Consider the following 13,941-nt stretch of genomic DNA (forward strand, 5'->3'; position numbering starts at 1 on the left):
AAATTAATAAACATTTAAATTTGAAATTGTTCAATAATAATAATATATACATGATATAATAATAAAAAAGGAGGTTGAAGCTAATGGAATTAAGAAAAAATAATGCTGTAGTTATACCAGAGGATATACTTCCATTATTAGATGACTTAGCTCACGGTGATTCCCTAGATGAAAATGTACGAATATCTATAGCAATAAGTTTATTTGTTGCTAAAAGTGTTTCCTTAGCTAGAGCGGCAGAAATTGCTAGACTTTCACTAAATGATTTTATATATATACTTAATTTCAAAAATATTCCTTGGGGTGAATACACAGATGAAGATATAAAAGAAGATGAAATGGCAATAAAGGATATACTAAAGGAGTATAACAAAAATGACTAAAATCGTGTGCAATTCCAGTCCCATTATAGGCTTAAGTATAATTAATAAATTAAATTTATTATGGGAAATTTTTAACCAAGTATATATAACTGAAGAGGTATATATAGAGATTACTCAAAACAATGAATTCAAACATTATGGACAAGAGGAACTTAAAAAGGCCGTTAATGAGGGAAAAATAACAGTTTATAAGATAAAAAATAATAAAATAGTAGAATCAATGATTGGAAGATTACATCGTGGAGAATTAGAGGTAATACAGGCTGCTAAAGAATTAAATATTAATAAAGTTATTATTGATGATAGATCTGCTAGAAATAGAGCCAAAGACATGTTGCTTAAACCTATAGGAATCATAGGAATTCTACAATTAGCAAAGAAATTAGGAAAAATTGCTGAAATCAAGTTATATTTAGATATACTTATTGAAGAAGGTTATAGGATTTCAAAAAGATTATATTTAGAATCTTTAAAAATTGCTTGTGAGGAAGAAAAAATTTTTGAAAACAAATAATAAAACTTGAATTATATTTACTGTCTTTTATATAGTGAAGATATTTACCCAGAATTTCCTCTGTTAATATTTGAAAATATATTATATAATTATTGGAGAAAACTACACCCAGGGGTGCTGACAAAAAAAGGCTGCAGCGGAGCGGAAGACTTTTTTTGTTTGCTAATTTTGGATAACCAGATACCAGTCTCCTAGAGATTAGCAGGTATTTTTTCAAATAATATCAATAGCATAAAAAACACATAGATTAAAGTTTAGTTTGCTTTATTCATGTGTTTTTGTTTTTTTATTGAATTATTGGTAAAAATTACACCCCAGGGGTGCTGACAAAAAAAGGATGTAGCGAAGCGGAGGACTTTTTTTGTTTGCTACCATTAGGCTAATTAACCTTGCTCTTATCCCCTATGTGCTAGTTAATATATTACATTTAGCCTTCCTAAGTTATCTTTTAATATTATAAAAAAGGGCCATCACCTCGCAACTTTATAAGCTTGCAAAGGTAATGACCTTGTTATTATTCTTTGTAATTCTCCGCTTTTATTATTCTCTGTATTAATATAATCTATATTAAAGTTTCTACGTCAAAACTATATCCACTGTTTTCGCTTATAAACTGCGCAAATTCTCTATTGTTTGTAAACATAAATGTTGTCCCATTATTATCTATCTTTGCTACAGCACACAATTCCATATCACACCATCCATATCGAGGAATTGAAAAATATCTAACCGTATGAGGCTTTTCATGTCCGAGTCTTTCCACCGTTGATACAATAAAGTCATAGTTAGCATTTAAATTTTCTACAAATTCCCCACTGCAACAATATTCATTGCGGTAAGCCTGAATTAAATCTTCTTTTGATAAAGTAGTATAAAAATAATCAATAGGACTTCCATCTATTACGTATTTAAAATCCTTTTCCATTAATTTCCCCCCTTAATCAGTGTAGTTCTTCTCAAATCTCCAAGCATCCCTACACATTTCTAATATACCTCTTTTAGCAGTCCACCCAAGTTCAATAGATGCTTAACTAAAAAACATCTAATCAACTTCACTCTCGCAATTAATACATCTACCAGTACCAGCATTGGTTCCAAAAGTTATTTCTTCTCCACATTCACTGCATTGAAATCCTTCAGATACGTTTTCGCTTCTAATATAATTTATAGTCTTTATTGCATCATTTACTAATTGTTCAAATGCATCAGAATCTTCTAGTTGTTCATCTCTAATCAAACCTACAATTTTGTTGTTTTCAGATGTTGAAATTATATATCCTTCTTCTTCTAATCTTTCAATTAAATTATCATATATTAAATCACTTCTATCTTTAAATTCGCCCATAATAATCACCTCCTTTCACGAAAATCACGTGTATACACTAGATATATTAATCTATAATCAAACTCTACTATATTAAATCAAAATATTTAAATATTCCTCCAAGCTCTCTTTCCAATCCCTAGTTATATCTCCAATGCTTAATTCCAACATATAGTTTCTAAGCACAGAATACTTAGGTCTTTTAGCTGGTCTTGGAAACTCCCCTGTAGTACAAGGAATAACTTCTGTATCTATACCCTTTATTCTAAATATTTCTTTAGTTAAATCATACCACGTACATTCGCCTTTGCAAGTACAGTGGAATATCCCATAGTTTTTATTTTCTATCAGTTTTATTATCACTCTAGCTAAGTCTACAGTGCTTGTAGGAGTTCCCCTTTGGTCATCAACTACTTTTAAAGTTTTATTAGTTTCACTTAATTTAAGCATTGTTTTTACAAAGTTATTTCCGTCACCATAAAGCCATGCAGTTCTTACTATGTAGTGCTTAGGATTAAGCATAGTTACAAATTTTTCACCTTCTAACTTAGTCTTTCCATATACGGTTTGTGGATTTACTTCATCAAATTCTGTAAGCTGTTTATCCCCTTCTCCATCAAAAACATAATCAGTGGATACTTGTACTATTTCAGCTCCTATAGCATTTGCAGCTGCTGCTAGATTTTTAGGTCCTACTGTATTAATTTTATATGCCATATCTACATCTGCTTCACATTTATCCACAGCAGTATGAGCTGCACAGTTTATAATTACTTCCGGCCTATGATTATTTACAAATTCATATACAGCTTTTACATCTGTTATATCTAAATCTACTACATCAGTAAGTATTAATTCTACATTACTGTTTTCTTTATATTGTTTTGTTAATTCTCTCCCTAGCTGTCCATTAGCGCCTGTTATTAATACCTTCATTTTTTCCACCCCTTATAAAAAAACTCTCAGAACATACTGCTGCTGATAAGACCATAGTTTACTACTATACCTTACCCCTACAGTCACTCTGAGAGTTTTTAAAATTTACTTATTGATACATTTTTTCATAGTATTTTTGATACTCTCCAGATGTTACATTCTTCATCCATTCTTGGTTATCCAAATACCATTGTATAGTTTTAACTATACCCACTTCAAAAGTTGTTTCAGGATACCATCCAAGCTCGTCTTTAATCTTAGCTGGATCTATTCCATATCTTAAATCATGACCTTTTCTATCTGCTACATATTTAATTAAGTTTTCAGTAACTTCTTTATCTACATGTTCATTGATATAGTTTATAACAGTTTTAACTATAGTTATATTAGTTCTTTCATTGTGTCCACCAACATTGTAAACTTCACCTATTCTACCATTTTTGATAACCATATCTATAGCTTTGCAATGATCTTCAACATAAAGCCAATCTCTAATATTCATTCCAATACCATAAACAGGTAAATCCTTATGATTTAAGCAGTTATTTATAAGTAGTGGTATTAATTTTTCTGGGAATTGATATGGGCCATAGTTATTTGAACATCTTGTAATATTTACTGGCATCTTATATGTATCAAAGTAAGCTTTAACCATTAAATCTGAACCAGTTTTACTTGCTGAATATGGGCTATGTGGATCTAGCGGTGTAGTTTCTGTAAAGAATCCTGTTTCACCAAGAGAACCATAGACTTCATCAGTAGATACATGATGAAACTTTACTCCTTCTTTCCATCCATCAGCTGTTTCCCAAGCATTTTTTGCACAATTAAGTAAGTTAACTGTTCCAAGCACATTAGTTTTAGCAAAAATCTCTGGTTCCTTTATACTTCTATCAACATGAGATTCTGCTGCAAAATGAACCACATAGTCTACTTCATACTTTTCAAATAAGCTTGATACTAACTTATTATCACATATATCACCTTGAACAAATATATGTCTTTCATCCTTTTCAATATCTTTTAGATTTTCTAAATTTCCTGCATAAGTTAACTTATCTAAGTTTATAATTTTTATATCTTCATACTTATTAAGCATATAAAGTACAAAGTTTGAACCTATAAAACCAGCTCCGCCAGTTACCAAATAAGTTTTCATAATTGTTATTCCCCTACTTTCTTTCTTCATATATAAAAGGTACTTCTAACTCTGATAACTTCTTTTGTACCTTATCTTTCTCTGATAACAATATTTCTTCTATACCTTCTAATGGCCACTCTATACCAACTTCTTCGTCATTCCATAAAAGTCCACTATCATACTCTGGTGCATAAAAATCTGTACATTTATAATTAAAAGTTGCTGTATCTGACATAACTAAAAATCCATGTGCAAAACCTTCTGGCACATAAAACTGCTTTTTATTTTCAGCAGTCAAAAGAACACCTTTCCACTGTCCAAAAGTAGGTGAGCCTTTTCTTAAGTCCACTGCTACATCATAAACTTCTCCTTCTGTAACACGAACAAGTTTACCTTGAGTATGCTTTGTTTGAAAATGCATACCCCTAAGTACTCCTTTTTTAGACTTACTTTCGTTATCTTGAACAAATTCCATAGTAAGTCCAGCCTCATGAAAATCTTTTTTGCTGTAAGTCTCCATAAAATAGCCTCTATTATCACCAAAAATAGTAGGTTCTATAATATATAAATCTCTTATTTTAGTTCCTATAAATTTAAACTTTCCCATAGTTACCTCCAAGCTTTAAATATTTTCTGTTGCTGCAACCTCAGCTTGAGCTTCTTTATAATCATCTGCAATTTGAGCTAGGTATTTTCCATACTCTGTTTTCATCAAAGGTTGAGCCAATTTAAGAAGCTGCTCTCTAGTTATAAAGCCTTTTTTATAAGCAATTTCTTCTATGCATGCTACATAAAGTCCCTGCCTCGTTTGGACAGCTTCAACAAAGTTTGCAGCATTTAATAAGCCTGAAGGGCTTCCTGTATCGAGCCAAGCCATACCTCTACCAAATAGCTCAACTTTTAACTTACCTCTTTTTAAGTACTCATTATTAACAGAAGTAATTTCAAGTTCCCCTCTAGCAGAAGGCTTAACATTCTTAGCTATCTCCACTACCTCATTATCATAGAAATATAATCCTGGTACTGCATAATTAGATTTAGGAAACTGAGGTTTTTCCTCTATAGAAATTACATTATTATTTTCATCAAATTCTACTACTCCAAACTCCGTTGGATTACTTACATGGTACCCAAAAATAGTAGCTTCATCTCTTTCTACAGCATTTTTAAGTCTTTCACTAAAGCCATAGCCATAGAAAATATTATCACCCAAAACTAAAGCCACCTTATCATTCCCTATAAATTTTTCACCTATAATGAAAGCCTCTGCTAATCCATTAGGTGCAGCTTGTACAGCATAAGAAATCTCAAGACCAACCTCACTGCCATCACCAAGTAATTCTTTATAGCAAGGAAGATCCCTTTCAGTTGAGATTATAAGTATCTCTCTAATACCTGCAAGCATTAAAACTGATAATGGATAATAAATCATTGGTTTATCGTATATAGGTAATATTTGTTTTGAAACGGATTTAGTAATTGGATAAAGTCTTGTGCCAGAGCCTCCGGCTAAAATTATACCTTTCATATTTTGCCCCCTTAGATTTTATTTTTCACATTTATCTTTTGATGACTGTAAAACTTTTTTATTTTTTCATTAAAACAAATTTCTTATATGTCATTACTTAATATTAAATCTATAATTTCTCTCACTGCACCATCTCCACCATTAAGTACTGATACATAATCAACAATAGTTTTTAAATTCCTAACACAATTGGCAACTGCAAATTTTGCTCCAACTTTTTTTAATATTTCATAGTCGTTAATGTCATCACCAATATATGCTATTTCATCATCAATAAGATCGTATTTCATTTTTAATTCTTCATATTTTTGTAATTTATTTTCTATTCCTTGAAATACTTCTTCAATTCCTAATTCTTCAGCTCTTCTTAATACAAATTCGGAATTTCTTCCTGTTATTATAGCCGGAATTATTCCATTCAATTTTAATAATTTTATTCCGTAACCATCCTTAACATTAAAAGCTTTAAATTCTTCTCCACTAGCTCCGATATATATTTTCCCATCTGTTAACGTTCCATCAACATCCATTATTAACATCTTTATTTTTTTATATTTTTCTTTCATTTTTATACTATACCTGCCCTTATTATATCATGGAGTCTAATCATTCCTATTGAATATCCCTCATCATCTATTACTGGTAATATACTTATTTGCCTTTTCCTATTTTCCATTACTTCTAAAGCTTTTACAGCTTTTTCACTTTTATTTATTGCTATTGGATTTACATTCATTACGTCTTTAACCTTTATATTAAAAATATTAATCTGATTATTTTTTTCAATAATTCTTCTTAAATCGCCATCTGTTAATAGTCCAACTAATTTACCTTCATCATTTATTATGCTAACTCCCCCTAAACCTTTTGAACTCATAACCACAATTGCTTCTTTAAGGTTAGCATCATAATTTACTATTGGGTTATCCCCATTTTTATTCATCAATGAATCTACGTCTAATAATAATTTTTTCCCCAATGCTCCATTAGGATGAAATACAGCAAAATCCTCTGGCGTAAAATTATTCAACTTTGATAAAACCACAGCTAAAGCATCTCCAAATACTAAAGTAGCAGTAGTACTTGTTGTTGGAGCCAACTTATATGTAGAAGCTTCACTGATTATTGGTAATATTATACTTAAATCAGCTGATTCCTCCAATAATGAATTAGATTTTCCTGTGATACTTACCAATTTAGCTCCTATTTTTTTTATAGATGGAATAAGCCCAATAACCTCATCGCTTTGTCCACTGTAGCTTAATGCAATTACTATATCATCTTTAGTTATTTGTCCCAAATCACCATGCAATCCTTCTGCCGGATGTAAAAAATACGATGGTGTTCCTAAACTTGACATTGTAGCTGCAATTTTTCTTCCTATATGCCCAGACTTACCCATTCCTGTAATGATAACTCTTCCAGAACTTTGTTGAATTAATTTAATTAAATTCACAAATTCACCATTTAATTTATCTCTTAAATAAATTAACGATTGAATCTCTATATCAAATACCTCTTTACCTTCTTCTAAAATATTCACTTAACTCCCCTCCACCGTTAATAAGTTTTAACTAGATCATCAATTAATTTTAATCTCTTAAGAATTTCTTCTAGCTGATCTAATTTAACCATATTAGGACCATCCGAATATGCATTATCCGGATCCGGATGTACTTCCATAAACAAAGAATCAATTCCTATTGAAATAGCTGCCCTCGATAAATATTCTACATATTCTCTATTTCCTCCAGTACTATTTCCCTTGCCACCCGGTTTCTGCACACTATGAGTAGCATCAAATACTACCGGAAAACCAAATTTATTCATTTCTACTAAACCAGTCATATCAACAACCAAGTTATTATAACCAAATGTTGTTCCTCTTTCACACAACATTATTTTGTCATTCCCAATCTCTAAACATTTGTTTATTACGTTTTTCATATCCCATGCTGCTAAAAATTGAGCCTTTTTAATATTAATGCATTTATCTGTTTTTGCTGCAGCTATTAATAAATCAGTTTGTCTACATAAAAAAGCAGGTATTTGAATTATATCAACTACTTCTGAAACAGGTTGCGCTTGTTCTGGTAAATGTATATCTGTCAAAATAGGTAAATCAAATTCTTTCTTAACTTTTTCTAAAATTCTTAAACCTTCTTCCAATCCCGGTCCTCTATATGAATTTATAGAAGTTCTATTAGCCTTATCAAAAGACGATTTAAATATATAAGGTATTCTTAAATCTAATGTTATTTGTTTTATTTTCTCAGCTGTTTTCATGACCAACTCTTCTGATTCTATAGAACACGGTCCAGCAATTAATACAAATGGATTATTTCCACCTATTTTAATATCTTTAACATTAATAGTTTTAGTAGGCATATTAATATCTAACTCCTTCTTTTTTCATTTCTTTTTCTACTATTTTTATATGTTCTGGTAAATCTACACCTATACTTTGATATTTAGTTTCAATAACTTTAATTTTATATCCGCTCTCAATAGCTCTTAATTGCTCAAGTTGCTCAGTAATTTCTAAAGAAGTCTGCGGTAAATTAGCAAACTTCTTCAAAAATTCTTTAGTGTAACCATATACCCCTATATGCTTGTAGTATTTAATATTATCAATTTTGTCTCTATTAAATGGTATTGTACTTCTAGAAAAATAGATAGCATATCCATTTTTATCTGTAATTAATTTTGCTATATTAGGATTGTTTATCTCAATATCTTCTTTAATTTCTTTTTTTAGGGTTGCCATATACACATTCTCATCTTCGAAAGCACTTATTAAATCAAGTATCATTTCTACCTTAATCATTGGTTCATCACCTTGAATATTTAATACAATGTCAAAATCTCCATCTATTTTATTTATTGCTTCTGCTAACCTATTAGACCCACAATTATGTTCTCCTGTTATAATTGCATTTCCTCCAAAATTAATTACTTCATCATATATTCTTTGATCATCTGTAGCAACATAAACTGATTTTATCTTATCAACACTACTCACTCTTTCATATACCCACTGAATCATAGGTTTCTCATTTATTAAAGCTAATGGTTTCCCTGGAAATCTAGATGACTGATATCTTGCTGGTATGATAGCAATTATATTACACATTTATTACACCTCTCGTCTTTAAAATTTTATCATAGAATATTTAACAATATAAAACATACATTTATAATAAGTATTGTTATCATGAATATTTCTTCACATTCATTTATATATCTCTAATTGCATTTTTCACAGTTAACCATAGATTAAGTATATATTACATAAGTTAGTATTTTAAAATTCATAATATTAATAAATAACTTAACTTCTTTAATTTAAGAAGTTGAAATACCAATTGTAGATTCAAATTCCTTGACAGGAATATAGTTACAGTGTTTCACACTATATTTGTCCTATAAATAACTTGAAAATTTTTCTAAGAAGCTAATTTCAGCTCATCAAGTATTAATTCTATGGGTACATTGTTTTTAGCTTGCTCATAAATAAAATGCACTAATTCTTTAGCCGCTAGGCTTTTAACAGATTTTATAGTGTCGCCAATGGTCTGAAGCTCCTTAAGATGATGCAACCTATAAATTTCTAGAAAATTGATTGCTAAGAATGTAAGCAGAAAGTATCTCTCGATAGAGAGTATACCTTGAACCTTATATTCGTCAAAGCCTAAATGTGTTTTAAGATATTTGTAGTTCGTTTCAATGCTCCATCTTTTTAGATAGTATTTTATTATAGTTTCGTTGCTAAGTTCTACATCTGTAGACATTAGATACACAGGGTCTTTGAAAGTATCTCCATCAACTTCATAGCAAATTAACGCTGTTGCGTTTTCAAACTTTGAAACTTTACCTTCGTATCTATATACTCTATACTCAGTTCCTTCGATGGTAACTACATCTAAGGTAGCTGGATTTATATATTTAGCAAATTCTTTAATTTGCATTGTGATTCCTAATGGAGAGATTTTTCTGTTAGATTTCAAAGCACCAATGAGGTTAAAACCTTTTAGCAGAGAACCTTCGATTAGCTTTTCGCTTGTATACCAACTGTCAACAAGACAATATATTTTGTCACAGTTAGTGGGTTTTTCAAAAGAGCTAATAAAATCTAAAGCTATATCTGTTTTGCCCATAAAAGTTTTATTGTGTTTTTTACAGTTTTCTTCATTTAAATAAGGCTTGTAGTTTAAAGGGATAGACATATCCCCTGCAACAAAATTAGAGGTAACAACACAGTGAGACCAAAGAGTTTTGCCTTCTGTATGGCAGTGATTGTAGCTTAAGCCTTGCATTTTCTTTGCTTGAGTCTTAGGATTCACAGTATCATCTATCACCAGAAATCCTACGGATTTTGGCTTTATGAGTTTATTAAAATGCAAATTTAGATAATTAATACCATTTCTATCAATGAGACTATCGTCCCATTTAGAGTGACTCAAAAATCTATATATAGAACTGCTGCTTTTAGCAGTTAATATATGCTCTGAAACTTTTAATAAGGATTTTGTGCCATCTAAGTTTATTAATCCATCAATAATAGTGGTTAAATGATGAAATTGTGGCTTATTCATTCCATAGTTTACATCATTTAAATAATTGTAAAGTTCATCATTTATGGATATAATATGGTTAGTAAATTTATTTGGCATACTGACAACCTCCCGTGTGATTAATTGAGTAATAACTTTTATATATCACGGAAACCGTCGGTGTGCCATATTTATTTTTTGGTAGCATTACCAATTTGACTTTTTATTTTGCAGAACTAAAGTAAATAACTTATTTTTTTTTACAACCCTCACATATATATCTCAATCTTCCTATTTTAGATTTTAATAAATTTAATTCCGGAGTATCATCAAATTGCAAGTTATTAACTTGCTCAGTAACTTTACAAAATGAATATGCATCATCCCATACAAAAGGTTCTGGATTCAATCCTGCTCCTAACCTGTAAAGCAAATTAGATTCTTTAACTACTTGAAGTTCATTGTACTCTTTTTTAAAATCACTTACAGTAAATGCAAAATCAATTAAAATTACTTGCAAAAAAGTAGGTGTTAAATTAATAATTATATTATCCGGTCTAATATCACGATGTATAAGTTTATGCTCAAAAAAGAAATCACAAATCTCATTAAATTGTTGCAACAATTCTATCTGATTATTTGGGGTTAGAACATTATCCTCAATTAATTTAGACAAGTTAAGTCCATCAATATACTCGATTGCTAAAAACGAAAATTCACCTTTTTCCAAACATTGAACAATATTAGGTATACTCCATTTTGAATTTTTATCTTTGTTTTTCTGAATATATTTGAGAACACTAGCCTCTCTATATATTAAGTTATACTTCCCTCCAGTTTTAATGAATACTTTCTTATTATCTTCAGTTGTGAACGCTGTGAAGTAATGAGAACCATGATGCCATATGAAAAACTTATACGGCTTTACTCTCGAAATTCCATATTCATTTAATATTTTTTTGAATTTACTATATTTTAAAAGGAGCCATATAAAAGCTCTTATATGTTTCATAGTTTTATTTTTATAATATATTATTTTTTTCATATTTTTATCTTCTTCCTGAATTTAAAATTATTTAATAGTTCAAACTTTATTAATTAATGAATTTATTCTCTTAAATATATTCTCATTAATCCAGCGATTGAGTGAAATTTTTGTTCCGATAATATTTTTGTTAAAGAAAACAGATAAATCTATCGGTTCAGTATAATTATAACCTTTACTTTCCATAAACAATTCTAGTTGATTTTTCATATTTTTAATTTCTGAAAAATCTTTTATATCTAATTCATTTATTCCAACCTTTTCACACATTTTCCATAATTGAAAAATGTAGTCTGAAGGAACTTTTCTCTTATGGATAATTGCATGATATAAAAGTGAATAATAGTACTCATAAGTATTAGGAGCATAAAATGTATCCTCTACAATTACTCTATTATTAAGAATGTTTTTTTCCCAATTAATATCATAATAATTGTCACCTACATATCTACAATCAAACAGAACAACTTCTCCGCCTATATTCACTTTATATTGAACTCTATACTTCGGCCTAAAAACTTTTTCACCATTCATTATCCATATCATATCTATTAAATTGTTTGACAATATATCAATATCCCCATGATTTTCCATGTTATATTGATCTGGTAAACACTCAAAATTTCTTAGCACAACATACTCAATAGTATTATTTAGTACATAAAAGAGTTCTCTAATATTCTTCCATCCCTTGGAACCAACAATATCACTATTTAATTTTATTACTTCTTTACTACTAAAATCTTTTTTACTCTTCTTATAGTCACATGAATTTACACCTAGCAATAAAGTCAGATCATGATCTGTTTCCTTCTTTGAATTTGTACAATGGATTTTATGACCACCCCCAGTCCATTCTCTATACTTTGATTTAGAATCAAAAGTTTTTATATTTACTATTTCAACACCTTTTGACGTTTTTCTTTGCATATATTTCGGAGAATAATCCTCAACAACAATTAATAAGAACGGTCCGACCCCGCAATGTTTTTCTTTATTGGAACCTACTGGGAGTTTTCTTCCATAGAATCGAGACAGATTTTCTGAAAACTTTTCTTTACTCCAATTAATCTCATATAATCCCAATATTTTAAAATTATTTTTTATATCTTCAATTATTTGCCATTCTTTGTATCTTGCATTTTCCCAAAGTATAAACAAGTGAATTTCTGAACTAATTTGATTTTTCATCATTGCCGAAAACTCCTTTCAAAATTACCCACCAATTTGAATACACATTTATATTAAGTGTACGCTTAACATAAATCACGGCTAACATATTTTTAACCACTAAAGATATCACCGTTGCAATAGCTGCTCCTATGGAACCAATTGTAGGGATTAAAACTAAATTAAGTATTAAATTTATTAACGCACTTATAATCATATTTCTTTTATGAAACCTACCATGTCCACTCATCATAAGTAAAGCTCCTACAGGACCTGTTGCCAAAACAAAAAATTGTCCTGTTGCTAAAAGTAGAAATATATTACTCGATTTTATAAATTCAGTTCCAAACAACCCCAAAATATTTTTGTTGAAAACAACAAGAAATATATACACTATTAAAGAGATACCCGATAGTGCTAATGTGCTTTTTTGTACTAATAGCTCTAGTTTTTTATGATTACCATTACCAAAATAAATCGAAAATTTGGGACTTATCACTCCATTAAACGCAACTAATATCATACTGCTCATTAATACAATTTTAGCAGCTATACTGTATAGTGCAACTTCTTTAGTTGATAGAAAAATCCCTATCATAAATATGTCCATATAACTCAATATTAAATTAAGAGAAGCTACCCACATAAGTGGTAGACTAGTTTCTAAGAGAGCCTTTGTTTCAAATTCTGCAGTAATATTCTTGTAATTCAATGGTAAATTAACTTTCCATACTAATAAACTAAATATATATGCTATTATTATTGAAGTTGAATAACTTATTACCATAGCTTTTAAATTAGTATCCATAAAAATAAATATAAATATTATTATAATAATATTTATAGATGTAATCAACGCACTTTGTAAGAACATTCCTGATTTTATTTTTCCAATTCCTTTTAACATTTCAGCGTGCAAATGCAATGATGAAAGGGGAAAAATTGCGATCGAAATAAGTTTTAATGTTGAAGCCAATAATGGTTGTTTAAAAATTATGTTTGCTATATATTCCGACGACAAATAAATCAACATTGTAATAAATAATGAAGAAATTATAGTCAATAAAAATGATTTTCTCCGTAACCCTTTGATTTTACTCCAATTTACTTTCGAAAAATAGAATGATACAAATTTTAACAATGCATTATCTTGGCCTAATTTAGCAACAATTACGCATGTAGTAAGTATGGTTATACTTAGTTGATATACACCTAAATCTTCTGGACCTAATACCCTTGCAAGAATAATACTTGTAATAACTCCAAGTAATGCAGCTAGCACCTTAATGAACATTGACAGTATAATATTTATTGTAGTTTTGCTCTTTAATAAGTTCATATGCGACC

At 29.6% G+C, this 13,941-nt stretch carries 16 protein-coding genes; 2 read left to right on the forward strand and 14 right to left on the reverse strand.

Annotated elements, in window-relative coordinates:
• Positions 1–83 precede the first annotated feature (83 nt).
• Together CC89_RS09805 and CC89_RS09810 are read left to right on the forward strand one after the other, a co-directional pair.
• Positions 84–383 (forward strand): UPF0175 family protein, encoded by a 300-nt coding sequence (locus tag CC89_RS09805; RefSeq protein WP_035291720.1) that lies wholly within the window; start codon positions 84–86, stop codon positions 381–383.
• Positions 376–897 (forward strand): PIN domain-containing protein, encoded by a 522-nt coding sequence (locus CC89_RS09810; RefSeq protein WP_035291723.1) that lies wholly within the window; start codon positions 376–378, stop codon positions 895–897. The genes CC89_RS09805 and CC89_RS09810 overlap by 8 nt, the downstream gene beginning before the upstream one ends.
• A gap of 562 nt (positions 898–1,459) precedes the next feature.
• Here the strand turns inward: CC89_RS09810 and CC89_RS09815 are convergent.
• From CC89_RS09815 to CC89_RS09880, 14 genes are all read right to left on the reverse strand, one after another.
• Positions 1,460–1,822, reverse strand: coding sequence for a hypothetical protein (locus tag CC89_RS09815; RefSeq protein ID WP_035291725.1), 363 nt, complete (start codon positions 1,820–1,822; stop codon positions 1,460–1,462).
• Between the two features lie 117 nt (positions 1,823–1,939).
• Complete coding sequence (locus tag CC89_RS09820) at positions 1,940–2,242, reverse strand: hypothetical protein (protein ID WP_035291727.1); 303 nt, start codon at positions 2,240–2,242, stop codon at positions 1,940–1,942.
• 72 nt (positions 2,243–2,314) lie between these two features.
• Positions 2,315–3,157 (reverse strand): dTDP-4-dehydrorhamnose reductase, encoded by an 843-nt coding sequence (rfbD, locus tag CC89_RS09825; protein WP_035291729.1) that lies wholly within the window; start codon positions 3,155–3,157, stop codon positions 2,315–2,317.
• Between the two features lie 109 nt (positions 3,158–3,266).
• Positions 3,267–4,316, reverse strand: coding sequence for a dTDP-glucose 4,6-dehydratase (gene rfbB, locus CC89_RS09830; RefSeq protein WP_035291731.1), 1,050 nt, complete (start codon positions 4,314–4,316; stop codon positions 3,267–3,269).
• Positions 4,317–4,329: 13 nt separating this feature from the next.
• Positions 4,330–4,905, reverse strand: a complete 576-nt coding sequence (gene rfbC, locus CC89_RS09835) for a dTDP-4-dehydrorhamnose 3,5-epimerase (protein ID WP_035291733.1) — start codon at positions 4,903–4,905, stop codon at positions 4,330–4,332.
• Between the two features lie 15 nt (positions 4,906–4,920).
• Complete coding sequence (gene rfbA / locus CC89_RS09840; protein WP_035291735.1) at positions 4,921–5,826, reverse strand: glucose-1-phosphate thymidylyltransferase RfbA; 906 nt, start codon at positions 5,824–5,826, stop codon at positions 4,921–4,923.
• Between the two features lie 83 nt (positions 5,827–5,909).
• Complete coding sequence (locus tag CC89_RS09845) at positions 5,910–6,392, reverse strand: KdsC family phosphatase (RefSeq protein ID WP_035291738.1); 483 nt, start codon at positions 6,390–6,392, stop codon at positions 5,910–5,912.
• A 2-nt stretch (positions 6,393–6,394) separates the two neighbouring features.
• Positions 6,395–7,369, reverse strand: a complete 975-nt coding sequence (locus CC89_RS09850; protein WP_035291740.1) for a KpsF/GutQ family sugar-phosphate isomerase — start codon at positions 7,367–7,369, stop codon at positions 6,395–6,397.
• A 17-nt stretch (positions 7,370–7,386) separates the two neighbouring features.
• Entirely contained in the window at positions 7,387–8,214 is an 828-nt protein-coding gene (gene kdsA, locus CC89_RS09855; RefSeq protein ID WP_035291742.1) for a 3-deoxy-8-phosphooctulonate synthase, read from the reverse strand.
• 1 nt (position 8,215) lies between these two features.
• Positions 8,216–8,959, reverse strand: coding sequence for a 3-deoxy-manno-octulosonate cytidylyltransferase (gene kdsB, locus CC89_RS09860; protein ID WP_035291745.1), 744 nt, complete (start codon positions 8,957–8,959; stop codon positions 8,216–8,218).
• A 313-nt stretch (positions 8,960–9,272) separates the two neighbouring features.
• Positions 9,273–10,499 (reverse strand): IS701 family transposase, encoded by a 1,227-nt coding sequence (locus CC89_RS09865; protein ID WP_051931684.1) that lies wholly within the window; start codon positions 10,497–10,499, stop codon positions 9,273–9,275.
• A 130-nt stretch (positions 10,500–10,629) separates the two neighbouring features.
• The gene (locus tag CC89_RS09870) at positions 10,630–11,424 is read right to left on the reverse strand and encodes a protein kinase domain-containing protein (protein ID WP_035291747.1); all 795 of its coding nucleotides are present in this window, start codon (positions 11,422–11,424) and stop codon (positions 10,630–10,632) included.
• Positions 11,425–11,463: 39 nt separating this feature from the next.
• Complete coding sequence (locus CC89_RS09875; protein ID WP_035291749.1) at positions 11,464–12,618, reverse strand: hypothetical protein; 1,155 nt, start codon at positions 12,616–12,618, stop codon at positions 11,464–11,466.
• Positions 12,599–13,933 carry an oligosaccharide flippase family protein gene (locus CC89_RS09880; RefSeq protein ID WP_035291751.1) on the reverse strand — a complete coding sequence of 445 codons (1,335 nt, stop codon included), beginning with the start codon at positions 13,931–13,933 and terminating at the stop codon, positions 12,599–12,601. Before CC89_RS09880 ends, CC89_RS09875 begins: the two co-directional genes overlap by 20 nt.
• Positions 13,934–13,941 lie beyond the last annotated feature (8 nt).

This window comes from Clostridium sp. KNHs214 (genome assembly GCF_000744935.1).
Lineage (GTDB): Bacteria > Bacillota > Clostridia > Clostridiales > Clostridiaceae > Haloimpatiens.